At 60.5% G+C, this 25,893-nt stretch carries 16 protein-coding genes; 3 read left to right on the top strand and 13 right to left on the bottom strand.

What is annotated here, in order from left to right; all coding sequences use genetic code 11:
* Positions 1-11 precede the first annotated feature (11 nt).
* Together E8K79_RS02235 and E8K79_RS02230 are read left to right on the top strand one after the other, a co-directional pair.
* Positions 12-2,351, top strand: a complete 2,340-nt coding sequence (locus tag E8K79_RS02235) for a PAS domain-containing protein (RefSeq protein WP_136513291.1) — start codon at positions 12-14, stop codon at positions 2,349-2,351.
* Positions 2,352-2,657: 306 nt separating this feature from the next.
* Complete coding sequence (locus E8K79_RS02230) at positions 2,658-3,362, top strand: GntR family transcriptional regulator (protein WP_135869973.1); 705 nt, start codon at positions 2,658-2,660, stop codon at positions 3,360-3,362.
* Positions 3,363-3,375: 13 nt separating this feature from the next.
* Here the strand turns inward: E8K79_RS02230 and E8K79_RS02225 are convergent, their stop codons facing one another.
* The 5 genes from E8K79_RS02225 to E8K79_RS02205 all read right to left on the bottom strand — a co-directional run bounded on the left by E8K79_RS02225 (position 3,376) and on the right by E8K79_RS02205 (position 11,855).
* Positions 3,376-4,293, bottom strand: a complete 918-nt coding sequence (locus E8K79_RS02225; RefSeq protein WP_136513290.1) for a sensor histidine kinase — start codon at positions 4,291-4,293, stop codon at positions 3,376-3,378.
* Positions 4,294-4,528: 235 nt separating this feature from the next.
* Positions 4,529-6,307, bottom strand: coding sequence for an acyl-CoA dehydrogenase family protein (locus E8K79_RS02220; protein ID WP_136513288.1), 1,779 nt, complete (start codon positions 6,305-6,307; stop codon positions 4,529-4,531).
* A 37-nt stretch (positions 6,308-6,344) separates the two neighbouring features.
* Complete coding sequence (locus E8K79_RS02215) at positions 6,345-7,517, bottom strand: thiolase family protein (protein WP_136513287.1); 1,173 nt, start codon at positions 7,515-7,517, stop codon at positions 6,345-6,347.
* Positions 7,518-7,675: 158 nt separating this feature from the next.
* Complete coding sequence (locus E8K79_RS02210; RefSeq protein ID WP_136513286.1) at positions 7,676-10,024, bottom strand: 3-hydroxyacyl-CoA dehydrogenase/enoyl-CoA hydratase family protein; 2,349 nt, start codon at positions 10,022-10,024, stop codon at positions 7,676-7,678.
* Between the two features lie 22 nt (positions 10,025-10,046).
* Positions 10,047-11,855, bottom strand: a complete 1,809-nt coding sequence (locus tag E8K79_RS02205; protein WP_136513285.1) for an AMP-dependent synthetase/ligase — start codon at positions 11,853-11,855, stop codon at positions 10,047-10,049.
* 313 nt (positions 11,856-12,168) lie between these two features.
* On the opposite strand from E8K79_RS02205, the gene E8K79_RS02200 reads away from it, so the two are divergent.
* A complete protein-coding gene (locus E8K79_RS02200; RefSeq protein ID WP_136513284.1) occupies positions 12,169-12,471 on the top strand; it encodes a hypothetical protein in 303 nt (100 codons plus the stop codon).
* A 21-nt stretch (positions 12,472-12,492) separates the two neighbouring features.
* On the opposite strand, the gene E8K79_RS02195 is transcribed toward E8K79_RS02200, so the two are convergent.
* From E8K79_RS02195 to E8K79_RS02160, 8 genes are all read right to left on the bottom strand, one after another.
* Positions 12,493-14,199: a putative bifunctional diguanylate cyclase/phosphodiesterase gene (locus E8K79_RS02195; protein ID WP_136513283.1), complete on the bottom strand. Its 1,707-nt coding sequence runs from the start codon at positions 14,197-14,199 to the stop codon at positions 12,493-12,495.
* A 3-nt stretch (positions 14,200-14,202) separates the two neighbouring features.
* Entirely contained in the window at positions 14,203-17,715 is a 3,513-nt protein-coding gene (locus tag E8K79_RS02190; protein WP_198419760.1) for a PAS domain S-box protein, read from the bottom strand.
* 16 nt (positions 17,716-17,731) lie between these two features.
* Positions 17,732-19,315 carry a sensor histidine kinase gene (locus tag E8K79_RS02185; protein ID WP_136513282.1) on the bottom strand — a complete coding sequence of 528 codons (1,584 nt, stop codon included), beginning with the start codon at positions 19,313-19,315 and terminating at the stop codon, positions 17,732-17,734.
* Positions 19,312-19,710, bottom strand: coding sequence for a response regulator (locus tag E8K79_RS02180; RefSeq protein WP_135869981.1), 399 nt, complete (start codon positions 19,708-19,710; stop codon positions 19,312-19,314). Before E8K79_RS02180 ends, E8K79_RS02185 begins: the two co-directional genes overlap by 4 nt.
* Before the next feature lie 170 nt (positions 19,711-19,880).
* Positions 19,881-22,121 carry an ATP-binding protein gene (locus tag E8K79_RS02175; protein ID WP_136513280.1) on the bottom strand — a complete coding sequence of 747 codons (2,241 nt, stop codon included), beginning with the start codon at positions 22,119-22,121 and terminating at the stop codon, positions 19,881-19,883.
* A gap of 14 nt (positions 22,122-22,135) precedes the next feature.
* Positions 22,136-24,175, bottom strand: coding sequence for a pilus assembly protein PilZ (locus tag E8K79_RS02170; RefSeq protein ID WP_136513279.1), 2,040 nt, complete (start codon positions 24,173-24,175; stop codon positions 22,136-22,138).
* Positions 24,176-24,242: 67 nt separating this feature from the next.
* Positions 24,243-24,731, bottom strand: coding sequence for a response regulator (locus E8K79_RS02165; protein ID WP_136513278.1), 489 nt, complete (start codon positions 24,729-24,731; stop codon positions 24,243-24,245).
* A gap of 15 nt (positions 24,732-24,746) precedes the next feature.
* Positions 24,747-25,886 carry a sensor histidine kinase gene (locus E8K79_RS02160; RefSeq protein ID WP_136513277.1) on the bottom strand — a complete coding sequence of 380 codons (1,140 nt, stop codon included), beginning with the start codon at positions 25,884-25,886 and terminating at the stop codon, positions 24,747-24,749.
* Positions 25,887-25,893 lie beyond the last annotated feature (7 nt).

The raw sequence follows: 25,893 nt of genomic DNA, 5'->3' as shown, positions 1-25,893 counted from the left end.
GGGGTAAAAACATGAATCGAGTGGCGCAACTGCAAAACCACGTAAAGAACCCGGCCCGGACCGCCTCCGCCAGCCGGGCCGGGAGCCCCACGCCCCCTACCCTTTCTTGGGAACAGGTTTTGTGCAACATTTTGGAGCACACGCCGTTGGGGCTGTACCGGACCGACCTCAACGGAGAGGTGCGCTCCCCGTCTGGCGCAACAACTGGGGAAAACCGGCTCCGGTTGACTGTGGGGGAGCGCAAGGCGCTCACCGAAACCTTTTGCTGCGCCATGGAAAATGAGGCCCAATGGTCGCAGCGGTTTTGCCGTCGCTCCGCCGATGGCCACATCCGTTGGCTGCAGACCGTCATCGCAAAGCTTAGGGATGAAAACGGTTCCCAGATCGGCTATCAGGGTTTCACCACCGACGTGACGCATGAGGTTCATGAAAAACACGAAGTGGCGGTGAATGAGGAACGCCAGCGGCTGGCGATTGAGGCCGCCGAACTCGGGATTTGGGATCTGGACGTCTTAACGGGCAACTGTTTCTTCAGTCCTTACTGTTACGAAATGCTCGGTTACGCCCCAGGCCAGATGCAAGGGAGTTTGGCCGACTGGATCAACATCATCCATCCGGAGTACCTGGAAAACGCGCGCAGGTCCCTGGAGGAGTGCATTGAAGGCCGCATCGACAAGTTCGAGCTCGAGTTCCGTTTGAAGACCAACGAGGGGAAGTGGCGCTGGTTCCGCTGCACCGGTAAGGCGGCGACACGGGATGCTTCGGGTCGTGGTTTCCGGCTGGCGGGCACCCTTTTGGATGTCAACCAGGCCAAACTGATGGAACACCTGCTGCGCATGGAGCACGACCTGCTGAACCTGATCACGGCAACAAGCCCCGTGGGTATCATGTTCATCGAGCCCGACGGCAACACCGCTTTCGCCAATCCAAGGGCGGAAAAAATCCTGGGGCTTGCCAAGAAAGAGATGCTTACACGCGGGGACTGGTCCCTTTTAAGGACGATTCGGTCACCGGAAAGAGACGGCGACGTGGAGGAATCGCTGGAAGATGTGCTGCGCCAGGGGGTATGCCTGCAAAACGCCTGTTTTCTCTTCACGCGTCCGGACGGCTCCAGCGTCTTTCTCTCCATAAGCACCGCACCTTTTCTTGACAAGGCGAGCAAGGTGAGCGGCACCGTGGTGACCCTCGAGGATGTAACCGAACAGAAACGGCGCGAACAGGTCATCTCGGACAATGACCACCTGTTGCAGGAAACCCAGAGGATAGCACAACTCGGGAGCTACGTCCTGGACCTGGAACAGCAGCATTGGGGGTGTTCCAGTAAGCTGCGTGAGATCCTCGGCATCGACGAGCGCTTCCCGATGAACCTGCAGGGGCATTTCGACCTCGTTCACGAGGAGTTCCGTGCCCGGTTTGTAGAAAGCTACCGCTCGGCAATCGCCCACTCCCGCCCCTTCGAGATGGAGTACAAGATCAAGCGGCACAGCGACGGCGAAGAGCGCTGGGTTACCGAGTGTTGCGAGGCGACACTGGACACCGCGGGTAAGAAGCGGCGCATGATCGGCACGATAAAGGACATCACAGAACGTAAGGCGGCCGAAGAGGCGATCCGCAACCTCAATAACGAATTAGACCGCAGGGTCATCGAGCGCACTTCGCAGCTCGTAGCGGCGAAAAAAGAGATCGAATCGTTCAGCTATTCGGTTTCTCACGACCTGCGCGCGCCGCTTAGGCACATCAACAGTTACAGCTCGATTCTGGTGGAGGAGCACGGCGCCGCCCTGCCGGATGAGGCACGCTACTACCTGGAGCGGATCTGCACGGCAAGCAACAGAATGGGGAAGCAGATCGATGACCTGCTCGCCCTCACCCGGGTAGGTCGCGCCATTATGAAACGCACCAACTTCAACATCAGCCAGCTAGCGGCGGAAGTCGTGGACATGATCCAGGACGACGATGTGTCCAACGCGGCCGAGTTCGTCGTGCACCCCGCGATCAACGCCTACGGCGACGCCGCACTGGTGCGGCTCGTGCTGCAGAACCTGCTCGGCAACTCAGTGAAATACTCGTCAAGGAATCCAAACCCTCGCATCGAGTTCGGCCAGACCACGGTCAACGGCGCTTCCGTCTTCTTCGTCAGGGACAACGGCGTCGGCTTCGACATGGCCTACGTGGAAAAGCTGTTCCAGCCCTTCCAGCGTCTGCACGGATCAGAATTCGAGGGGACCGGCATCGGGCTCGCGACGGTGCGGCGCATCATCGAGCGTCACGGGGGGAGCATTTGGGCCGAAGGAAAGGAAGGCGAAGGGGCTACCTTCTACTTCACCCTCTCTCACCCGCGCAAAGCCTGAGAGGGGGTCCCTCCTCTCTCGGGTCGCAGCACCCCACCGCTCAATAAAACAGCGTCCAACAAACCCACTTTCTCGGCACCGACGCCCTCACCGCATTTTCTACCGCTGCATCCACCTCAGCCCTTCCGCCCTCACGTCCCCCGTCATTTCGCCTCCATACGCCAGCTTTTCGTTATTCCCGAGAGAAAAAGTGTTGTCATTTTAGCAAAACTATGTTTTACACTTAATCAAGTTCCTGATACCATGAATAGCGACACCGCAAAAGGCACGACAAGAGTTGCCTGCAGTCTCACGTGCGAGGGCTTTATGAAAAAAAGCTGCCAGATGGTGGAGAGGGCCTTGGTGGAAGGACTGCTTAAAGGGGAGTTCAAACCGGGGTGTCCGCTGTCGAGTGAACGGGAACTTGCGGCACGGTTCGGGGTTAGCAGAGCGACGGTACGGGATGCGCTTCAGAAGCTGCAGAGCGCCGGGTGGATTTCGGTGCAGGAGCGCCACACCACCGTCGTCAACGATTTTTGGTCTCATGGAGACCTGGAAATCCTTTCCTCGATAACGAGAAACAGCGAGGAGTTCCCACCCGAACTGGCCGCCCACCTACTGGAGTTGAGACTCCAGTTCGCCCCGGACTATGCGCGCAGGGCGATCGAAAACAACGCCGCCGGGGTCGCTGCGATCCTCAGCAAGGCCGAGAAGTTACGTAATTGCGCCTCGGCACTGGTGAAGTTCGACTGGGAGTTGCACCTTGCGATGGCCGTCATGTCAGGAAACCGCGTCTACCCGCTCGTACTGAACAGCTTTTCCGGCGTCTATTCCAAACTCAGGTCTTCGCTTTTCACCAAGGAGAAACACCGGCTGCAATTGCGCAACTACTACCGCGAGATGCTCGCCGCGGCAAGTGCCGGTAACGCGCTGCTGGCCGAGAACATTACCCGCACCGCGATGCTCTTCAGGCTGAACGATTTCAAGAACTGTTTCGGCCCGCTGCAGGGAGAACTACCGGCCCCCGCCTGAACCGTGGCCGGTCTCACGTTGCGATGGTGAAATAAAAAGAAGCGCCGGCGTCGGGCTGCGCCTCTACCCAGACCCTGCCGCCATGGCGGTGAACGATGCGCTGCACCGTCGCGAGTCCGACTCCGAGCCCCGGGAAATCCTCCTCGCGGTGCATTCGCTGAAACGGGCTGAAAAGCCGGTCGGCAAAACGCATATCGAACCCGACACCGTTGTCGCGCACGAAGAAGACGCGCTCTCCCCCCTCCTCTTTGCTCCCCACCTCGATAATGGCGGGGTCACTCCTCACGGTGAACTTCCAGGCGTTACCAAGCAATTGTTCGAGGACGGCTCTCATAAGAACCGCGTCACCGTGCGCATGCAGATGCTCCTGAATCTTGAACTCGGCCTTCCTTGCCGGATCTGCCTCCTTCAGAGTCGCAGCATGGCTCGTTGCCATCTGGGTCAAATCGAGGTTGAGCAGGGTCATCTCCTGCCGCCCGATCCTGGAAAGCCCAAGGAGAGCTTCGACCAGGTTCTCCATTTTCCGGCCCGCCCTGACGATGCAATCAAGGTAGCTATGCGCTGTGGGTTCCAGTTTGTCGCCGAAATCTTCCTGCAAAGCGTTGCTGAAGCCGATCATATGCCTGACAGGGGCGCGCAGGTCGTGGGAGATGGAGTAACTGAGGGATTCAAGCTCGCGGCTCACGTTGTCCAGGGAAGCCTTCAGGCGCACCGTCTCGTCGTGCAGGCGGCCGAGCTCCCGCTCGGCTTCGGCACGTGCGGCCTGCTCCTGCTTGAGCTTCGCCTCCACTTGCCCCAGACGGAGTTCCAACTCCTCAGAGCTTCCCTGCGTCTCGTGCTCCGTGTCGCGCTTTGCTACGGGCTCAGCCGCGGCCGCAGCCGTGGACCCATGCTTTCCGTGCTCATCAACGACGCTCTTCGGCCCCGCCATCTTCCCCTCCCTACGCTACTGGCACAGAGAATCTTAAAACTCTCTTAAAGGAACATTGTGCCACAAGAATTGCGTCCGGACTATTCCCGAATGCATTATTTTTTGTTCTAAAAAAGACTATGTCAGAAAGGGTGTTCATCAGAGAGTGCTTACGACCGGCATAAGGGCCTTTCGGAAACGACACGAGCCGGCGACACGGCTGTGTACGCCGGCTCTTTATTCACTACCTGCTGTGCTAGAAGGGATATCTTTCGGACTCTATGACTGCATCGGCTAAAAGCCGCTTCGCATCCAGAAGACCGGTCGCGTCATACTTGGTGAAGCGCCTAACCGCTCCCAGCAAGACGGCCAGGGCATCCCCCTCTTCCACGTAGAAAGCCGCCTTGCGTGCCGCGGAGGCCGCCTGCTCGTTGGCGCTGAAGGTAAAGGTAAACACCGCTGCGGAAACGGTTTTTCGACGTGCTTCGCTGAGAGCGGGCAGGATCTTCTCCGCGCGCAGCACTACGCTCTCAAGCGCAAAGATCCCGATCACAACGTCGGCAAGAGCGAGGAGAAGCTCCTGCTCCTCCTTGATCCTGGCCTGGTATTTCCGCGCCGCAGAACCCGCAAGGACAAGGAAGAGCTGCTTGAGACCGGCGAGGAGCGCCTTTTCCCGTGCGAAGGGTACCGTCTCGTCGAGCTCTTCGAAGGACGGGGTGGTGAGGGCGTCGAGCGCCTTCATCGCCTCGCGCTCCAGCGGGAGCTCCCCTTTCATCGCCCTGGTCAAAAGGGTGCCGGGGATGAGCAGGCGGTTGATCTCGTTGGTCCCCTCGAAGATCCGGTTGATGCGCTCATCCCTGTAGTAGCGCTCCGCAGGATACTCCTGGATGAAACCGTAACCTCCGTGGATCTGCACCACCTCGTCGGCCACGAAGGCGAGCACCTCGGAGCAGAACACCTTGGCGATGGCGCACTCCATGGCGTACTCCTCGATGCCACGCTGGTAGACGTCGTAGTAGTTCGGCGTTTCCTTCGGGATGGTGGCAAGCCGGTCGTCGATCAGTCCGGCAAGGCGGTAGACGAGCGATTCGGAGGCGAAGATCCCGGCAGCCATGTCGGCAAGTTTCTCCCTGATGGCCCCGAACGAGGCGATGGGACGACCGAACTGCTTTCTCAGCACCGCGTATTTAGCACCGTCAGTAAGGGCGCCCTTGGCCGAGCCGGTGACTGCCGCGCCGAGCTTGAATCGTCCTATGTTCAGCACGTTGAAGGCTATCTTGTGCCCCTTGCCGATCTCACCCAAGAGGTTCTCCACCGGCACCTTCACGTTGTCGAGGATCACCTGGGTGGTCGATGATCCCTTGATCCCCATCTTCTTCTCTTCCGGGCCTACACTCACCCCTTTCATGCTCCGCTCGACGAGGAAGGCAGTAAAGTGCTCCTTGTCGATTTTCGCGAACACGGTGTAAAGGTCGGCGATGGCGCCGTTGGTGGTGAACTGCTTGGTGCCGTTCAGGACGTAGTGGGTGCCGTCGGCGGAAAGGGTGGCGCTCGCCCGGGCTCCGAGAGCGTCGCTGCCGGACTCGGGCTCGGTGAGGCAGTAAGCCGCAACCCACTCCCCGGTGGTCAGTTTCTCCAGGTAACGCGCTTTCTGCTCCTCGGTGCCGTAATAGACGAGAGGTAGCGTCCCGATGCCGCTGTGGGCCGCATAGACGACCGAGAAGGAGCCCGAGCCGGAGATTTTCTCGGCCGCCAGCATGCTGGTCGCCTTGTCGAGCTCGAGGCCTCCGTACTCCTCGGGGACGTCGATCATGAGGAGGCCCAGTTCGCCGCAGCGGCGCAGCAGGTGTACGACCTTCTCGAAGTCCTGGTGCTCTATGTCGTCACGGACCGGGATCACCTCGTTGGTGACGAACTGCTCGGTGGTGGCGCCGATCTGGCGCTGCTCGTCGCTGAAATCCTCCGGGACGAAGACGTCGTCCTTGCCCGCCTCGGTGATCAGGAATTCCGCTCCCTTAAATATTCTCGCTGCCATGACACACCTCACAAAATGGTGGTTGCTGCTCCAAGGCTCAGAGCAGTTCGAAGATACCCGCTGCCCCCATGCCGCCGCCGATGCACATGGTGACCATGCCGTGGCGCGCCTGCCGGCGCCGCATCTCGTGCAGCAAGGTGGCGGTCAGCTTGGCCCCGGTGCACCCAAGCGGGTGGCCCAGGGCGATGGCGCCACCGTTCACGTTCACCCTCGTGGGGTCGAACCCCAGTTCACCGATGCAGGCAAGCGTCTGCACCGCGAAGGCCTCGTTGAACTCGAAAAGATCGATCTGAGCGGCGGTAAGCCCCGCCATTTTGAGCGCCGCCGGCACCGCCTCGACGGGACCGATCCCCATAATCTCGGGGGGGACCCCCCTGACGGCGAAGCAGATGAAGCGGGCCAGCGGTTTCATCCCGCTTCTTTTGAGGAACTCCTCGGAGACTACGAGGGTGGCCGCCGCGCCGTCCGTCATCTGGGAAGAGTTCCCGGCGGTGACCGAACCGTTCACCTTGAAGGCGGGTTTCAGCTTTGCCAACGCCTCCAGGGTGGTGTCGCTTCTCACCCCGTCGTCCGCGTCGACCACCTCGTCATGGCACTTCATCTTCCCCTTTTCGAGGGCGCAACGAGAAGCGGTCACCGGGACGATCTCCTCGGCAAACCTCCCTTCGGCGATGGCACGGGCCGCTTTCTGGTGGCTTCCCAGGGCGAAGGCGTCCTGATCCTCGCGGGAGATGCCGTATTTCGCAACGAGGAGCTCCGCCGTGATCCCCATCGAGGCGTAGCTCTCGGGCCAGGTTGCGACAAGCCAAGGGTTGGCGCTGTACTTGTTGCCACCCATCGGGATCATGGACATGCTCTCGGTCCCACCAGCGATGATGCAGTCGGCAAACCCCGCGATGATCCGGTCCGCCGCCGCGGCGATGGTCTGCAGCCCGGAGGAGCAGAACCGGTTCACGGTCTGGCAGGGGACCTGGTAGGGGATCCCCGCCCTCAGCGCGGCGATGCGCGCCACATTCATCCCCTGCTCCCCTTCCGGAAAGGCGCACCCCATGATGACGTCTTCGACCTGCATGGGGTCGACCCCGGTGCGCTCCACAAGCCCCCGGATTGCGGCTGCCGCCAGGTCGTCCGGGCGGACGTCCTTCAGTTTTCCTTTGTAGGCCCTGGTGGCAGGGGTGCGTACTGCTTCGACTATGTATGCTGCGCGCATGGCTCGCTCCTTTATTTGTTTCCGCCCAATCTGCAGTTGCCCCCCCTCCCCTTGCGGGAGGGGGTATGGGGGTGGGGGAGCGCGCCATCTTTCATGCCGCATGCAGCTTCACCCACCCCCCCGTCCCCCTCCCGTCAAGGGAGGGGGGGAGTCGTTCTTCAGTTCCTAAGCGGCTTTCCTTTTTTCAGCATGTGCTGGATGCGCTCGAGGGTCTTTTTCTGGCCGCAGAACTTAAGAAACATCTCGCGCTCCAGGTCCAGAAGATGCTCCTCGGTGATCATGGTCCCGGCCGGGACATCACCGCCAGTGATGACATCGGCGATTCCCGAGGCCAGGTAGCGGTCATAGGCCGAGATGAAGCCTCCCTCTTCCAGGTTCCAGAGCTGCGTCTTGATGCTTGCCGCGATGGAGCGGCCGGGGGCCTTGAGATCGGTCGCCGGTCGGCCGGGGCGGTAGTTCGCCGAGAGCGCGATCGCCTTCAGCTTCGCGTCATAAATGCGCCGGTCGAGCGCAAGGGAGATGCCGTCGCCCGGACGCATGAGCCCCATCTGCATCAGGTCGGCGGCGGAGGTGCTCACCTTGGCCATGGCTATGTTGCGGTAGTTCTTGAGGAGGAACGGCATCACGTCGGCGTCCTGCTCTTCGGCAAGCCTGATGGCGCGTAAAGCCATTTCCTTCGTGCCGCCGCCCGCCGGGATGAGCCCCACCCCGATCTCCACGAGTCCCATGTAGGTCTCGGCATGGGCGTTGATTGCGTCCGCGTGCAGGCAGGTCTCGCACCCGCCCCCCATCACCAGGGCGTGCGGAGCCGCCACCACCGGGACCTTGGCGTACTTGATGGCCATCATGGCTCGCTGGAAGGCGTGTACCGTGAGGTTTAGATCGTCCCAGGCCCCTTCCGCCACGGCCATGGCGATCAGCATGAGGTTCGCCCCGGCGGAGAAGAGGCTTCCCTCATTGGCGATGACCATGCCGATGCCGTCCTGTTCGGTCCGGCGCACCCCTTTCTGGATCATGGAGAGGGTGTCGTTGCCGATGGTGTTCATCTTGGAATGGAACTCGAGGCAGAAGACCCCGTCACCCAGATCGATCAGGGAGGCGGCGCTGTTCTTCTCCACGACGTTCCCTGCGCTCTTCAGCAGGGAGAGGGAGATCTCCCCTTCGCTTCTCGGCACCTCGCGCCACTCCCTCTCCGTTACGCTGTAGAAAAGCCGCTTGCCATCCTCGGTGCGGTAGAAATTTTCCACCTCGTTGAGAAGCTGCGGCACGGCGACGCCGTCTTTCCCGGCACGCGCCACGAAGGCGGCGACCCCGATGGCGTCGAGAAGCTCGAAGGGGCCGAGCTCCCAGTTGTACCCCCACCGCATGGCGTTATCGACGTTCACCACGTCGTCGGCGATCTCCGGGATGCGCTTCACCGCGTAGATCAGCGTGTCCCTGAGCGTGAGCCATGCGAGTCGGGCGCCCTTGTCGTCCCCCTGGATCAGGGTCCTCACCCGCGCAGCCGGGTCATCGACCTGTTTTGCTGCGCCCACCGAGGGGAACTTGGGGGATGCGGCCTGGCGATAGGCGCCGGTCGCCGGGTCGTAGAAGAACTTGGTACTGACGCCGTCGACGGTCTCGCGTTTGAAGAAGCCCCCCTTCCCTTTGCGGCCGGTGAGCCCGTCAGCCACCATGCGGCGCACGCTCTCCGGCACCCGGAACAGCTCGCGTTCGTCGTCACCGCAAAGAAGCTGATAGCTGTTGTCCATCACGCGGACCACGGTATCGATGCCGACCAGATCCCAAAGGGCGAAGGTCGCCGTTTTCGGGCGCGCCATCGCCTGGCCGGTCACGGCGTCCACCTCCTCGACGGTGAGCCCCATCTCCTCCATGTGGCGCCAGGTGGCGGCGCCGGCATAGGTGCCGATCCGGTTTGCGATGAAGTTCGGGGTATCCTTGGCAAAGACCACCCCCTTGCCGAGGCGCCTGCGCAGGAAACCGGCCATCTCCTTGAACGTCTCGGGGTCGGTCTCGGCGCAGGGGACCATCTCCATGAGGCGCATGTAGCGCGGCGGATTGAAAAAGTGGGTCACCATGAAACGGGGACGCAGCGAGGCCGGGAGTACCTGTGCCAGTGCGTTTACCGACAGCCCACTCGTGTTGGTAGAGAGCACGGCGCTTTCAGAGAGATTGGGCACCACCACATCCTGCAAAAGCCGTTTCTTCACTTCAAGGTTCTCAACGACCACCTCAATGACCCAATCGCACTCCTTGAGCCGCTGCGCGTCGTCCTCGAAATTGCCGGTCTCGATGTAGCGGGCGTACTCGGGGAGGTAGAGCGCCGCAGGCTTGGACGCTGAAAGGGCGGCGAGCGCGCGCTGCGCGACAACGCTGCGGTTAGTTCCGGCCTGATCCGGGACCAGGTCGAGCAAGAGCACCTCGAGCCCCGCATTGGCGAGATGCGCTGCGATGGCGGCGCCCATGACACCTGCACCCAGCACGGCAACCTTGTTGATCTGTCTCATAAATCCTCCCGCTAAACGCCGGCTAGTTGTCGGCGGCGTACATCCTGTCAATGGCGTCCTTGTAACGCTCGGAAATCACACGCCGCTTCAGCTTGAGGGTCGGGGTGAGCTCGCCCGCCTCCAGGGTGAAATCGCGCGGCAGCAGCACGAAGTTTTTGATCGTCTCGTGGTGGGCGAGGTCTGCGTTCACGGCCTCTACTCGCTGCCGGTACAGCTCCTGTACCGGCTCGTGCACCACGAGTTCTTCCAGGTCGTTATAGGTGATCTTCTGCTCGCGCGCGAACTCGAGGAGCTTCTCCAGCGTCGGGACGAGAAGTGCGGTCAGGTAGGGCCTACGGTCGCCGTAGACATATGCCTGGGAGATGTATTTGTCGCGTTTCAGTAGATTTTCGATCGGCTGGGGGGCGATATTCTTACCCCCTGCCGTGACGATGAGCTCCTTTTTCCGGTCCGTAACGAACACGAAGCGCCCCTCGATGCGGCCGATGTCGCCGGTTCGGAGCCACCCATCACGCAGCGCCTCCTTAGTCTCCGCCTCTTCCTTGTAGTAGCCCATCATCACCTGCGGACCGCGGACTAGTATTTCGCCGTCCTCAGCTACCGCGATCTCGGTTCCCTCGAGCGGAGTGCCTACACTGCCAAAGCGCAGTTCGGAAAAGGTGTTGGCGCAGACGACGGGGCTCGTCTCGGTGAGCCCGTACCCCTCTAGGATCGGCACACCGATGCTCCAGAAAAATTCGTTTATCGCTGGATCGAGGGGGGCCCCGCCGCTGGAGCAGAACTTCAGGTTCTCGCCGAAACGCAGGCGCAGCTTCCTGAAGACGACCCGGTCCGCGATGGCGTGCTTAAGGGCGAGCAGGAGCGGCACCTTTTTGTCGACGTAGCGCGCCTGGACCCAGGCGCGACCGATGGCAAGGACGGTCCTGAAGAGCTTTCTCTTGTAGAGCGAGAGTTGGTGCACATGCTCGTAGATGCGCGAATGGATCTTCTCGAAAAGCCTCGGCACGCAGACCATGATGCTTGGCTGTATCTCGAGCATGTTCTCCGCGATCTTCTCGATGCTGTCGGCAAAGGCGATCATCGCCCCCTTCGCGATGGGAAGATAGTAGCCGGTGGTCCTCTCGAGTACGTGACTCAAGGGGAGAAAGCTCAAGAACACCTCGCCATCCCCAAGAACGGCGACCTTCTCCATGGTGGCAAAGACGTCGAAGAGGATGTTTCGGTGCGACAGCATGGCGCCCCTCGGGATCCCGGTCGTTCCCGAGGTGTAGATGATGGACGCAAGGCTTTCCGGCTCGATGGAATCCACGACCGCCTCCAACTCGGCCCGCTCCTGCTCGGCGATCGGGTCGTCGATCTCGGAGAGCTGGTAGAGCGTTGTGAGCGGCAGTCCAGGCTCCCCGAGGAAGCGCTCGAAGGAAACCACGAGCTGCACCATGGGGATGGCGTCTTTCACCTTTAAAAGCTTCCGGTACTGCCATTTCCCGGAGATGAAGACGATGCGCGCATCGCCGTGATTCAGGGTGTATGCGATCTGGTCCGGCGTGTTGCTCGGATAAACGGGAACGGTGACGGCACCGGCGCACAGGATCCCCATGTCCGCGATGATCCACCCGGCGCGATTTTCCGAGAGTATGGCGACCTTGTCGCCCGGTTTTATGCCGAGTTTGCGCAGTCCGCGCGCCACCATGAGGGCGCGGTTGTAGAACTGGGCGTAGCTAAGTGTGACCCAGTTCCCCTGCTTTCTAAACTTCACGGCAAGTCGGGCGTCCTGTTTGGTCGCCTGATGCCGAAGCAGGTCGGGTATGGATCGAAACGGCACCTTTTCCACGGCAGACTCCTCGGAGCAGGGAAAACCTCTCTCCCATAGTTAAAAGATAATGGATGCAATGCGCATTACAAGCAGAAAGAGAGACAGTCGCAAAAAAGACAGTATCTGTTGCGTTAAGTGACTTACATGACAGTCGCAGCATTTTGAGATGAAGGATTTGACAAGTCGGCGGTTGATCAATACTATCCCGGAACACGTATTGCCCCTGACTTCGGTTTTCTTGAGAAGGGATCTGCGCCGCAGATACAGTCAGTCAGCGTGCGGTAAGGCCTTCGACACTTTCAAAAAAGCTGCAAAGCGCAAGGAGTTAACTATGATTGAAACCATGATTTCCGAGATGGAGTCCGCATTCTGCAAAGATGTCTTCAGCAAGAAAACGACCTTCAGGTTCCGGCTTGAAGATACCACCATCGTGATAACCGTGGATGGAGATGGCTATCAGGTGGAAAGAGGCGACACGGCAGTTGTGGACTGCGACTGTGCAACCAGTGCCGAGATTTTCCGCAAGATCTGGTACGAAGGGTACCGGCCTGGGATCATGGATTTTCTGTCCGGTGCGATCGTTTGCAACAATCCGCTGCTGCTGCCCCAGTTTCTGCGCGCTTTCGGCCGGTAGCCTTTGGCCGGCCCGTCAAGGCTATGCCGATACGACCAGCCGCTCGAATTCGGTGGCCGCTAGCGGCTTGCCGATCAAATCACCCTGCACCTCATCGCAGCCCCGGTTCTCCATGAGCGTTAGTTGCTCGGGGCTCTCGACGCCGACCGCACTCACCCGTAGCCTCATGCTGTGCGACATGCAGACCACCGCCGTCACCACATCAAGCGCCTCCGGCTCGATGGTGGTGTTGCTGATGAAACTCCGGTCGATCTTCAATTTCGCGACAGGAAGCCGTCTGATTCTCTGCAGCGACGATGCCCCGGTGCCGAAGTCGTCGACGGCAAACGCGACGCCACGCTCGGTGAGCCGATGCATGTTCTTTTGGCCGAGCGACCCGCCGTCCATGATGGCGCGCTCCGGAACGTCGAGCTCGAGGGACCAGGGGCTCAACCCGTTGTCCGAAAGTTCCCGCAACACGGTCTCCGGCAGGTCGGGCTGCTGCAGCTCGCGGCTGGTGAGGTTCACAGTAAGCTTCAGGTCGAGCCCAAGCTCCTGCCATCTCCTGGCCTGTGCGCAGGCACGACTTATCACCCAGGCACCGATTGGTATGATGGCTCCGGTCTCCTCGGCGACGGTTAAAAACTGCGCGGGTAAGAGAACGCCTTGTTGGGGGTGGCGCCAGCGCAAAAGCGCCTCGGCGCCGCAAATGCATCGGCTCCCAAGGCTGTAAAGCGGCTGATACAAAAGCTCGAGTTCCCCGTTATGGGCCGCCACGCGCAGGCTCCGCAGAAGGCTTTGACGGTTTGCAGTCCGTGCGTTGATCTCGTCGTTGTAAAACAGGTAGCTGCTCCCGTCGTGCTGCTTCGCCGCATACATCGCCGCATCCGCTTTTTTCAGCAGCTCCTCTGTGCTGTCTCCGTCTTCGGGATACATACTGACGCCGACGCTGGTGGTCGCCTTCACCTCGACCCCCTCCAGCCGGAAAGGAGCTTCGAACACCCCCATGATCTTGTGCACCACTACCCCCACGTCGTCGGTCTGGGACAGGTCCGGCATAAGGACGTTGAACTCGTCCCCGCCGATGCGCGCGACCGTGTCGGACTCGCGCACACAACCTTTCAGCCTGCGGGCGACCGCCTGCAGGAGCTCATCTCCGGCTGCATGACCGAGGGTGTCGTTGATCTGCTTGAAGTGGTCCAGGTCAAGAAAGAGCACGGCGAGGCTCTTTCTGTTGCGGCGCGCCTGGGCAAGCTCCAGGGTGAGAAAGTCCATGAACAGCTTCCGGTTCGGCAGGTCGGTGAGCGTATCGTGCTGTGCCTGGTGCATCATGAGCTGTTCCATACGCCTTAGTTTGATCTTCTCCCCTACCCTTTCCATGATGCGGAATAGTTCCGGGTAGTTCACCGGTTTGAGGAGATAGTGGTCGATGCCGATCTCGATGGCGTTCAAGAGGTAGGATGTTTCGCTGTGCGCGGTGACTGCGACGATGGTGGCATCCCGGTCGATCTCCTTGATCTCGCGGGCCATTGCGATGCCGTTCATGTGGGGCATGTTGAGGTCGGTGATCACCACCTCCGGCCTGAATTGGCGATACATCTCAAGACCGGTGGCGCCGTCATCGGCCTGGTAGATCTTCGCCTCGGGATAGTTGAGAGAGAGCATCCTGCCGAGCATCTCGCGCGCTTCGACCTCGTCTTCCACGAGCAAAAGCGCCGCTCCGCTGAAGAGCTTTCCGGCCCGGTCCATCGGCTAAACCTCGATACGGAAACGGGCACCTTCCCCGGTGTTGGTCACGGTGAGCGCCCCGTTCATGTTCTTTTCCACGATGGTCTTCGACATAAAAAGCCCTATGCCGGTCCCCTTGTCGGGTCCTTTGGTGGTGAAGTACGGATCGAAGACCTTTTCGATGATCTCCTGGGGTATCCCTCCCGCGTTGTCCTCGATGGTGATCACCGTCTTACCTTCCGTCACGTTCAGCCTCACTGCCACCCGCGGTCGCTCGACTTTTCGCTCCACCAAGGCGTCCTTCGCGTTCATGAGGATATTGAGGAGCACCTGTGCAAACTCGTTCGGGATGCCGACCACCCAGGCGTCGGGGTCGGCCTGCAGGTCGATCTCGACCTTTGCCGCAGCGAAGGCCCCCTGGAGTATGGTCAAGGTCTGCTCGAGAACGTCCAGGGCCCTGAACCTCTGCTTTTCCTTGTCCGGGCCAAAGAAGTTTCTGAAACCGTCGATGGTCTGGGACATGTAGTTGATCACCTTCATGGCACGGGCCACGCTCGTGTCTAGGTAATCCTCGTTGAAGAGCCCCTGGTTGTAGTAAGTGGGTAGTTCCTGCACGATGAGCCCCAGGGTGTTAAGGGGCTGACGCCACTGGTGCGCGATGTTGGCGATCATCTCCCCCATGGCGGCAAGCCGCCCCTGCCTGATGAGAAGCTGTTCCTGGCGGCGCAACTCTTCCACCGCCCTCAGACGCTCGGTCATCTCCTCCCTGAGCGCCTCCTGGGACATGACGATGTCCGATATGTTCATACAGGCGCCCACAAGCCTGAGCGGTTTACCGTCTTCGGCATAAGAGACCCGCGCTCGCATGCTGATCCAGCGCACCTTCCCGTCAACAGATCCGACGGTTCGGTACTCTGCGCTGTAAAGCCCGGCGCCGGCGGGGGTGCGTGCGTCTTTAACGATCTGCTCCAGCCTTCCCCTGTCTTCCGGGTGAACACACCGCAGGACAGTCGATAGATCGGTCACGACATCTTTTGGAAGACCGTAATGCTGCCGCGCGATTGCCGACCACTCCCCCGATCCGGTGGCCAAATCCATAGAAAAAATGCCGAGCCCGGTCGTCTCCACCGCGAGCTTCAGGGTGGCCTCGCTGTCCTTGAGCGCCTGCTCGGTGCGTTTCAGTTCCGTGAGATCAACGGCGAAACCGATCCCTTCCTCGTCGGTGTCGGCCATGCGAGCGAGGGCGGTCAACGCGGCAACACGCTGGCCGTTTCTGGAACGGATGAACACCTTCTCGTAGGTTTTGCTGATGCCCCGGGAGATGATCTCGTCCATCGCGCTCCTGTCCTTTGCGTGATCCTCCGGGGCGGTGACATCAACGAGATTCAGGTCACCGCTTCTGCACTCTGCCCCGGTGTGGCCGATCAGGTCACAGTATGCATCGTTTGCGTCGGTGATCCTGCCATCGCGGTTCCAGAAGAATATTGCAATCAGGTTGGACTCGTAAAGCCAGCGAAACCTCGTTTCGCTGGTGCGCAGCCGCTCCTGCACCCCCCTCAGTTCGTGAATATCGGTGGCAGTCCCGTACCACTTGGCAACTCTGCCATGCTCGTCACGTTCTGCGGTGGCGCGGCTTAGGTGCCAACGATAACTACCGTCGGCACAAAGGATGCGCTGTTCGTTCTGATATGTCGTCCCGGTGGCGATTGCCTCCCCCCAGAGCTCGGCCGTGCGCTGCCGGTCGTCCGGGTGGATGCAGCAGGCGATCAGTTCCGAAGGTGACCCGCCGCATTCATGCAGGAAAGCCGAGCCGATGCCGGTGTAGCTGTGAAAGTGTGCGTTCAGGTAATCGATGGTGCCGTCGGCATCCGCAGTCCAGACGATCTGAGGCATGGAGTCGGCAAGGTTTCGCAGCCTCCTCGTGGAACGCAGGAGTTCCTCCTCAGTCGCCTTGCGGCGGGTCACGTCAAAGATGACACCGATGAAACGGCATGAGCTTCCCGCCCGCTCGCAGACGAAGCGGCCTATCACGTTGACCCACACGGCATCACCGCTATCTGCACGGATAATCCGGTGCTCCGAGCTGAACAGTTGGTTCTGTCGACAGGCCTCATCAAGAGCCGATCGAACCCGTTCCCTGTCCTCGACGTGAATCAGATCCTGCCACATGGAAAGTGAGGCGGGGGCGGGATCCCTGCCCGGCGCCGGATATCCCATGAGGAGGAAGTGCCTGCGGGACCAGTTACCCTCTCCGGTAGCTACGTCAATGTCACAGGCCCCCATCTCAGCGGCATCAAGGGCAAGCTTCAGGCGTTCCTCGCTCTTCGCAAGCGCCTTAGCCGCCACCCTGCTTTCCGTCACGTCGGTAAAAGTGGCAAGCCCGGAGATGATACTGCCGGACATGTCGCGCAGCGGGGTCGCGTTGATGCTCACAAAACCGCGGGACCCGTCTCCCCTGAGTACCTGATACTCTTCACCGAGCACGGTCTCCCCCTTGATTATGGCGCGGCTCAAGGGGATATCCGGTGCCGAGACATGACTTCCGTCCAACCGGTACAGCTTCCAGCTGTCGAAATCGGACACGGTGGCCGTCTCCTCCGGTTGAACGCGAAAGATGGCACGAATGATGTCGTTTTGGTACACGACCTTACCCGAGGAAGCCTCTGCTACCACCACGCCGACGGGAAGCTGCTCGACTACCAACTCGAAGCGGTTCTGCTGAAAAGCGAGCTCGCGAAGCACGGCCTCATGCTCGGCCTGAGCCGCCTTACGCTCGGAGACGTCACGTGCGATGGTCTGGACCGCCGGGCTTCCCCGGTACACGATGACAGTGGAAGAGCCTTCCATGAACCGCTCCTCGCCGTCCAGGCGCCTGATGCGGAACTCAAGCAGCGGAATTTCCTCCCCGTCCTTCATCGCCACGATCTTATGCTCCATCGCCTCCCTGTCATCAGGATGAATCAGTTCGTACAGCGTGTGACGGCGCAGCGTATGTAGATCTCGCGCGCCGAAGACACCGAGCGCGGCGCAGTTCGCGTAGAGAAAGTCGCCGCCGCGGTGCACGAGCACCGGGTCCGGGGCCATTTCCACCAGGGTGCGGTAGTACCGCTCACTTTCCCGCAAGAGGCGCTCCATCTGGACGCGCTCGGCGTCTTCGCGGGCGATGATGGAGATGCCGGTTAGATTTCCGCCGCTATCGAGGATCGGGGACAGGGTGAGGGACACGGGGACTTCGCGCCCACCTTTGGCCAGGCGCACCGTCTGCAGGTTGCGGATGCGTTCGCCGCGCAAGATCTTCTCGGTGATCTCGCGCAGCTCGTCACGCCTACTTTCCGGGACGAGGAAGGATATGTTGCGTCCGACCGCCTCTTCGGCGCTGTAGCCGTAGAGCGTTTCGGCGGCATGGTTCCAACTGGTGATGATCCCTTCACGGGTCTTACTCAATATCGCGTCATCGGAGGAGTCAACAATGGCGGCAAGATGAGCCATGGCCTCTTCGTTACCTGCCGCCTGGATTGCGCCCGCTTTCCCTGTCATGACGCCTCGCTGGTACTCATCCCTGTCTGAGGTAGCTGCCCGATTCGGGATTCTCAGCAAGGGTGAAATAAAAAGTTGCGCCCGTACCAACCTCCCCTTCTGCCCAGATACGACCGCCGTGCCTGAGCACGATGCTGTGCACGATGGCAAGCCCGATGCCGGTACCGTTCCAGGCGAACTCGCCGGGCGTATGGATGGTCTGAAAAGGTTTGAAGAGCTTGTCGGCGTATTTCATGTTGAACCCGACGCCGTTGTCCGAAACAAAGTAGACCGGTACCCCCTGCTGCTCGGTGATACCGAACTCGATACGGGCGCGCTCCCTTTTAGAGGTGAACTTCCAGGCGTTGTACAGCAGATGCTCGAGCGCCTTTTTCAAAAGGGCCGGGTCTCCATTCACCCTCAATCCCTCGGCGATGACAAACTCCACCTCTCGTCCGGGATGTAAGACTGCGAGATCTCCGGCAACGGTTTTCGCGATGCCGCTTAAGTCGGCGTCGGCGATGGAGAGGGTGCAGCGCGCGAGATGGGTAAGACTGTTGAAAGCGTCCATGATCAGCTTGATCTGCTGCACCACGAGCCCCGCCCGCTCGGCGTAGCGGCGGCAGTCGGCGTGGCCGCAGGTGCCGCAGTCTTCCAAGAGCGCGGTGCAGTACCCCTCCAGGCGGGCCACCGGGGCCCTGAGGTCATGAGAGACGAAATAGCTGAAGCTCTCAAGTTCGCTCACCGTAGCCTGGAGCAGTGAAGTCCGCTGCTCCACACGCCGCTCCAGTTCCCCGGTGAGGGTGCGCACCTGCTCCTCGGCACGTTTCAGCTCCGTTACGTCATGACATGTGCCGATCACGGTCCTGATGCCGCAGGTGTCGACGATCGTCTCCGCCTCGAGTCTTACGGTCCTGAACGAACCATCCGGGCGCAGGACCCGGCAAAAAAGCGGTCCGGCAAGCCCCGACTCCCCTGCCCCCCAGATCGCCTTCAGGACTAGGTCGCGGTCTTCCGGGACGAAACGCTCCAGAAAGGAGGCAGGCGAGGGGGTGACGGTGCCGGGCTCGACCCCGCAGATGCGGTACAGTTCCTCGGACCAGCTCATGGCGCCGGAGTCCAGGTCCTGCTGCCAGCTTCCCAGCCGTGCGATACGCTGCGCCACCGCAAGCTGCCGCTCGTTTTCTTCAAGACGCCGGTGCTGCTGCTCCACGAGCCGTTTCAAGGCGATCTGCTCCAGCACCTTGTCGAGAACCGCGAAGAGTTCCTGGTAATTAAGTGGTTTCAGTACGTAGTTGTGCACGCCGATTTCTATGGCGCTCAAAAGGTAGGAGGTGTCGCTGTGGGCCGTGACGGCTATGATCGTCACCGCGGGGTTTATCTCCTTGATCTCGCGTGACATCCTGATCCCGTCCATCAGCGGCATGTTGATGTCGGTCATGACGATGTCGGCTTTGTGCTCGCGGTACACCTCCAGTGCGGCAAGGCCGTTCTCCGCGACGTAGACCTCGAGCATCGGGTAGTTCATGGCGAGCATCCTCGTCACCATCTGACGGGCATCCGCCTCGTCCTCGACGTAGAGCATGCTGGCAGCACCCAATTCCCTGGCCCCTTCGCTCATTCGTGCCCTCCGCCCCGCGACAGGACACTTTTGAGCCGGTCCGCGGTCATCGGCTTGTAGATGTAATCAACGACACCGAGCTCCCAGCAGGTTTCCTGATCGGTCTCGTTGTCCGAGGAGGTGAGTATGGCAACTGGAAGCTGGCACAGCCGCTCGTTTTGACGTATGAACTGCAGTATGTCGAGGCCGCTTATCTTTGGGAGCTTGAGATCCAAAAGCACCAACCTGATCCTGTCATGGCCACCTTCCTGTTCCATGCGCCGCAAAAGCTCACTCGCCTCTTCGCCGTCCCGTGCGACCAGTATCTCGTCAGTGCAGACCTTACGGATGATGCGACAGGCAAGGAACATGTCGTCGGGGTTATCTTCAACGAGCAGGATGAATGACTGAGCCATCGGCATCTCCGCGCCCCGGAGGGTAACTGCAGACCGCAAAACAGCCGAGCGCTTGGAGTAAGGTTTCGGCTCGGCTGATTGTGCTGCGACGCAGTACATTTACCACTTAACATTAGCACCCGCTTATTCTATCCACATGCACCCCCTTGTCAAACGGCGCCGTCCGTACTTCACCCTATGGGAACCTCGATGGTGAATTCCGCCCCCCTGTCCACATTGTGAACAGTGAGCCGTCCAGGGATGTTCTTTTCAATGATCACCTTGGACATGTACAAACCGATCCCGGTCCCCTGTTCAGGGCCTCTGGTAGTGAAATAGGGATCGAAGATGCGGTCCATTATCTCTTCCGGGACCCCGCCCGCGTTATCCCGTATCCTCACCGCGGCGTATCCGCCCTCTTTTTTGACCGTAATGGTGATGATGCGTCGTTCGACCTTGCGGTCGAGGAAGGCGTCGCGGGCGTTGAAGAGGATGTTGAGGATCGCCTGGGAAAACTCGTTCTGGTGCCCTGTCACTACCAGGTCGTCCACGGCGTTTAACGCTACGTCGATCTGCAGGTGGCGGAAGCTGTCCTGGACCAGCGACAGCGTGCGCCCCACCACCTCTACGACCTTGAAGGGCGCGGTGGCCTTGTCCGGCCGGAAGAAGTTGCGGAAATCGTCGATGGTGCGCGAGGTATGGTTCAGCACCTTCATGAACCTCGCCACGCTGTCGTTTAGGTAGTCACGGGTAAAGCTGCCATGGTCGTACATGACGGGCATCTCCTGCACGATGAGACCGAGCTCGTTCAACGGCTGACGCCACTGGTGCGCGATGTTGCTGATCATCTCTCCAAGCGCCGCCAGACGGCTTTGCTGCAGCAGCATGCGCTCCTTTTCACCCAACTCCTCAAGTGCCTTCAGCCTCTGTGCGGTCTCCTCCTCCAGCTCGAAAAGGGTCCGCGAAAGCTCCTCGTGTTGCAGTTCCACCTTCTTCCGACTTAACTCAAGATCGGCGGTCCGTTCGACCACCCGGGCCTCCAGATCCTCCTTTGCCTGCTCCAGGGCACCGATGAGCTCACAGTTGCGATAACTGATGCCGATCACCGAGGCGGTCCCCATCATGAGGCTCACGTCACGCTCCACGAGAGGGCGCTTGCTCCTCACGTTCTCCGCAGTCAAAACCCCGATGGACATTCCCTCCGAGGTGATGGGGCAGCAGATGAACGACCTCGTGCCGTTTTTAACGGCGCAGGCCAAGGTGCGTCTGCCGAGGGTCTCCTGCTCACGTTCGAGGTCGTTTATGAGAAAGGGGCGTTTCTCGTTGAAGCAGGCGACGTAGACGTCACGACCGGCGCCGTTTTTGTCAAGGTGAAGCGACAGCCCGTTCAGACATTCAAGCTCCCGCGCGCCGTAGCCGTACGAGGCCCGCAGCTCGAGCCTGCCGCTGTTGCCGTCGGCGAGGAAAATGGCGCCTCGGTCGTATTCGAGCCGACGCTGCATGATGTCGGCGACATCGACGAGCATCTCCTCGATGCGCGTGAAATTGCCGAGCCGCTGTCCGATCTCGTTGGTGAGCATCGCGGTGTTGTAGTTCAAATCGATCAGTTCCAGGAGGTTGTCGATGGAGTCCTTGGTGCTGCTCAGGCTGTCCTTTACGGCCCGTTTCTCGCTCGTCTCCGCGGCCAGCGCCACGAGGAGCAGTAGGACCAGCGATCCAAGCAGGGCGTATCCCGAGGCCATGCCGGCGACAACAAGGGCGATATTCAAAAGCGCCAGGGTCGGCACCAAGGTATTGCGCAGCTTCTTCAGGTAGGTGTAAGCGCTCTTCTCCCAGGTGACCACATAGCGGCAAACCGGGTCGCCGCGAAAGACGCACTCGGGCTGCTGGATGGTCGGGAGGTGTCTGATCTCAGGAAAGTACTGCAGGTCGGTCAGCTTGTGGTTGAACATGAGGACGATCGCCTCGAAAAAACCGATGCGGTTTTCGCACTGGTACTGCTGTTCCATCTCCCCATCCACCGGGGTGACCGTAATCTCCACCGAGTTCGAGGCGAGGCGGCGCGAGCGGTAGCTCGTGCTTCTGGTGAAGTTAGCGGTCGCTTTGCTGATGATCTCGAAGGTGCTCGAGGCGTCCACGAGACCCAGGATGTACTGGCGCATGGCGCCCAATACGTCGGGGGAGGCGGCGTAGCGTCCGGCCTCCCTTGCGATGCGCGGGTTGCCGGTCATCTGCAGGAGCTTTTCATAGAAACGGTCCACCTGGGTCTGGCTGAACCAGTGTGCCTGGTCGGCCACTTCGTACTCCTTCATCCCCGCGTACTCAAGGAGTTCGGCGATGTCGACGTGGCTGTACTTGTGCTTTATGAGCAGGATGAAGGAATTGATGATCCTGCTGTTGTATAGCGGCTTGTCGCGCTGGGAAGCTTCCATGTCGGCTCCGGGGATCACTGCGTCTTGCGCGGCCCCTTGAGGAGCGCGTCGCAGTAGTGCAGAAAATGGTCCGTGTATCGCATGTCGAGGATCCAGAGCAGGTAGGTCTTTTCGACGGGAAGGGCCTTTTCAACGGCATACGAGTGCGGAAACACCAGAGCCGGCATCGCCCCACCTTCGTAGTGCCGGCTCACGTGGCGCAGCGACATCTCGATCAACGCGCGCGGCATGCTGTCATCGATCACGAAGATGGTCACGCAGTTGGTGAGTTCCGCCATGTTGAAACCGGCGTCGGTGCAGTTGACGAGAAAGAAGGCCTTAAGGCTCCCCTTGCGGCGCAGTGAGTAAAGGTGGACTTCCTTACGAAAGCCAAGCTCGTTGTATTCGCGCGCAAGCCCCTTGTCGCCGTTGCCCCCCGGGCGAAGGTCGAAGGCCTCGATGAGGGCGCCGCCGGAGACGTGCCGGTAGAAGCTACCCATCTCGGAGAGATCAAAGGCGCTACTTTTGGAGAGCTCCCATTGCGGCGGAAGTGCTTCGCCCCCCCCCTCGTTTTGGTAGTGAAAATAGGCGAAGAGGTCGAGCGAGCAACTGCGCTGGTCCGCATGCTTCGCCGAGAAGCCGCCGAAGACACGCGCCGGAAAGCGGTTGTCGGGACGGTAGTAACAAAAGGCGTAGCGCAGTCGCGCGAAGGCGAAACTTTCCAGTTCGCTCAGGTAGTGGCTCACCTGGTCCAGTACGGCGATACCCGCCTTGGCCGCTGACTTGCGCGCCGCGTGGTGATGTATCAGCCAGGAATTGCTGTAGAAGCGGACCATGGCCAGGTGCCCCAAAATGACGCCGTGGTCAAGGTAGATGAAGTGGCGGGCGATCTGGGGATTGCCGCTGTAAAGCCTCGCGTAGGTCTCCTTGATCCTCTTCTTGTTCTCCTGGAAATGGGCGTACTTTGACGGGTAGATGAACCCGGTCTGGAAGAAGAAATCCCAGAGGTCGTCGAGATCGACCTCGGTGTCGACGTAGGACTTACGGTTCGTCACCTGGTGCAGCAGCGAGAGGAGTTTTACGTGGTCGCCGATTTCCATATCCAAAATAGCGAGGCCGCAGCGCACGAGTTTCTCGTCCCCCTTTTCGCCCGCGGGGTTGCGTGAAAGCACCTGGGCAAGACAGCAAAGGCTCATGCCGTGACCGAAGGTAATCTTAAGACCCGGGATCATCAAACCGGGCATGAGCAGAGAATCGCCCTCGCTCTCCTGGACCGAAAAGCCGGTGCCGGACATGTCGGTGACCATCAAGTTGACGCGCTTGCCGATCAGGGGGTGATTGAAGACGGCGTTCGGCGTCGGGACGAGTTCCTGCCGGAAGTTACGATATTTCTTCGGCTTGAAGCGTCGTATCGAGCTGTGCCGCAGGCTAAGAACAAAAGAGCAGGAGCCGCCTGCGGACTCCATGGCATGGACGTCGAAGACGCCCGAATAGAGCATGGTTTCGCCGCGAAACAGGCGTAAATGCACCGGCTCTTCCGTGTTTATCCAGCGCAGCGTTTCCGGTTTTTCCCACGTACCTGAGATGCGAAGCGATACCGGGGTGTAGTCGACCAGGCTGCCGTCAAAGAGGACGCCGTTCTGCATGATCTGGGCGGATACGCCGTCGGAGAGGTGCCGCCGGATCTTGCGCGCCTGGAACTCGCGACAGGCTGGTGGGAGCATGAGGGCAAAGCCGCAATCGTCTATGGTGACCGGCTCGGGATTTACCACCAGGTATTTCCTGCCGTCGGCGATGAGCAGGTAATCGAAGCGGTAGCTCTTGAGGAGTTCCCTGAGGCTCGGGACGTCCTCCCATAGGCAGTCAAGCCTCTCACCGGCGCAGGGAAGAGGCATGGCTTTCAGGAAGATCGACTCGTCGTAGGCTACGTGCCTGAGCGCCACCAGGATGGACTGGTTCTGGAAGTTGATGTAGTTCAGACGGTTCACCAGATGGCTGCGGCTGACACTCTTGCCGGTGGCTGGACTCTCCGCATCGGAGGAAACGACATGAAGTCTCGGTACCGCGTCTCCCATGGGAAACCTCGCAGGGGTACCCCGGGAAGCGCGGACTGGCGCAGTCGGGGCGAGTTCCAGACGCCGTCTAGGCGGCCGGGCCGTACTGCCCACCGGCCTCCGCAACTGCCGCGCCGACCCCGGGAGGAACGTTGAAGCCAAGCCAGTACTGCGCCACCCCCTGCATCAGCACAAGGAGGGCGTTGAAAGAATTGGGTTTGAAAAGAAAGGAGTTACAGCCGAGTTCGTAGGCGCGGTTCAAGTCAGCGGCGGGGACGGGGACGGTGAGCACAACAACGGGCAGCCGCCTGAGCGCCTGCTGTTCGCGCAGCCAGGAGAGAAGCCCCACCCCAGAGATGTGCGGCAACTTGAGGTCGAGCAGCATCAGCATAGGTAGGGGATGCAGTTCACGGTCGCCGAAGTCTCCAGCGCCGCTTAGGTAGGCGATGGCCTCCTCGCCGTCGTGCGCGTGTTGCACCGGCGTGATCACCCCGACCCGCTGCAGGGCAAGCCGGGTGAAATGCGCCTGATCGGGGTCGCTGTCGACGAGGAGAACGGTGTGGTGCACGTAGCTCATGGCGAAGCCTCCCTACTACTCCTTCCTAAGTTCGATCCAGAACCTGCTCCCCTCCCCCTCCTGCGACTCGAGCCCAATGCGTCCACCCAGCCGCTGCACGGCCTTCCGGACGATGGCGAGCCCCACCCCGGTACCCGGGTAACTTTCGATACTGTGCAACCGCTCGAAGATCTTGAAGATTCTCTCCTGATGCTGTGGAGGTATGCCGATGCCGTTGTCCTGGATGTAGAGGCGGCAGTACTCACCGGAGTCCTCTGCCCAGATGCGCAGCAGCGGCACCACCCCTTTCGGTACGAACTTGATGCCGTTGGTCATCAGGTTCAGCAGTACCTGCACGAGCACCGTGTGGTGCGCGATCACATCGGGGAGATCTCCCGCGACCTCAATGCGGTACCCCTTGCCTCCGCTGGCGAGCTCCAGCTGCTGAGAGGCATCGCGGACCGCCTGTTGCAGGCTCACCGGCTCCAGGGTGATCTCCTGGCGGCTCAGACGGCTATAGGCAAGTAGATCCTGGATCAGACGGTCCATCCCCTGGGCAGCCGTCTTGATGCGCACCAGGTAGGCATTTCGCTCGGCGGGGGACTGGAATTCATCGTCGAGCAGGATTTCCGCGAAGGCGTGCATGGCACGGATGGGAGCGCGCAGGTCATGGGAAACCGAGAAGGCGAAGGTGTCGAGCTCCTCGTTGATCTCCTCGAGCTGAGAGGTGCGTTCGGCGACGCGGCGCTCCAGGGTGGCAGCCTCGTACTCCAGGCGCGCGTTCAGTTGCGCTATCTTCTCCTCCTCCTGCCTGTACTTCGTGCAGTCACTGATCACGAAGCCAAGATGCTCCTCGGTGAGCGCGAAGATCCTGATCCGGTAGAAGTGGCCATCGTGGCTTACCTCGCCCAGCTCCTGAGAGCCGCCGAAGGCGGCGATTCGATGGCACGTCTCACGGAACCCCTCCGCCTCGAACCAGCCGGGGAAACAATCACTGACCCGGCAATTGCCGAAGTTGAAGGACCGGCACTGACATAGTTTCACAGCAGCCGGGTTCATTTCGACGATGAGGGGCATTGCCTCCGGGTCTCTCACGTCCAGACGCAGGATGGCCAGCCCTTCTCTCATGTTGGTGAACATCAGTCGGTAGAGTTGTTCGGCCTGTTCCATGTCCATGATGGCC

It is taken from the genome of Geomonas edaphica, from assembly GCF_004917075.1.
In the GTDB taxonomy this organism is placed as follows: Bacteria; Desulfobacterota; Desulfuromonadia; order Geobacterales; family Geobacteraceae; genus Geomonas; species Geomonas edaphica.
This window is presented reverse-complemented; position numbering and strand designations above follow the sequence as displayed.

Excerpts from the sequence above, each read along its gene's own strand:
- E8K79_RS02165 (WP_136513278.1), bottom strand. The coding sequence starts at position 24,731 with ATGAGCTACGTGCACCACACCGTTCTCCTCGTCGACAGCGACCCCGAT.
- E8K79_RS02230 (WP_135869973.1), top strand. The coding sequence starts at position 2,658 with ATGAAAAAAAGCTGCCAGATGGTGGAGAGGGCCTTGGTGGAAGGACTG.
- E8K79_RS02195 (WP_136513283.1), bottom strand. The coding sequence starts at position 14,199 with ATGGACCGGGCCGGAAAGCTCTTCAGCGGAGCGGCGCTTTTGCTCGTG.
- E8K79_RS02190 (WP_198419760.1), bottom strand. The coding sequence starts at position 17,715 with ATGACAGGGAAAGCGGGCGCAATCCAGGCGGCAGGTAACGAAGAGGCC.
- E8K79_RS02175 (WP_136513280.1), bottom strand. The coding sequence starts at position 22,121 with ATGGAAGCTTCCCAGCGCGACAAGCCGCTATACAACAGCAGGATCATC.
- E8K79_RS02225 (WP_136513290.1), bottom strand. The coding sequence starts at position 4,293 with ATGGCGGGGCCGAAGAGCGTCGTTGATGAGCACGGAAAGCATGGGTCC.
- E8K79_RS02160 (WP_136513277.1), bottom strand. The coding sequence starts at position 25,886 with ATGGACATGGAACAGGCCGAACAACTCTACCGACTGATGTTCACCAAC.
- E8K79_RS02185 (WP_136513282.1), bottom strand. The coding sequence starts at position 19,315 with ATGAGCGAAGGGGCCAGGGAATTGGGTGCTGCCAGCATGCTCTACGTC.
- E8K79_RS02170 (WP_136513279.1), bottom strand. The coding sequence starts at position 24,175 with ATGGGAGACGCGGTACCGAGACTTCATGTCGTTTCCTCCGATGCGGAG.
- E8K79_RS02200 (WP_136513284.1), top strand. The coding sequence starts at position 12,169 with ATGATTGAAACCATGATTTCCGAGATGGAGTCCGCATTCTGCAAAGAT.
- E8K79_RS02220 (WP_136513288.1), bottom strand. The coding sequence starts at position 6,307 with ATGGCAGCGAGAATATTTAAGGGAGCGGAATTCCTGATCACCGAGGCG.
- E8K79_RS02235 (WP_136513291.1), top strand. The coding sequence starts at position 12 with ATGAATCGAGTGGCGCAACTGCAAAACCACGTAAAGAACCCGGCCCGG.
- E8K79_RS02215 (WP_136513287.1), bottom strand. The coding sequence starts at position 7,517 with ATGCGCGCAGCATACATAGTCGAAGCAGTACGCACCCCTGCCACCAGG.
- E8K79_RS02210 (WP_136513286.1), bottom strand. The coding sequence starts at position 10,024 with ATGAGACAGATCAACAAGGTTGCCGTGCTGGGTGCAGGTGTCATGGGC.
- E8K79_RS02180 (WP_135869981.1), bottom strand. The coding sequence starts at position 19,710 with ATGGCTCAGTCATTCATCCTGCTCGTTGAAGATAACCCCGACGACATG.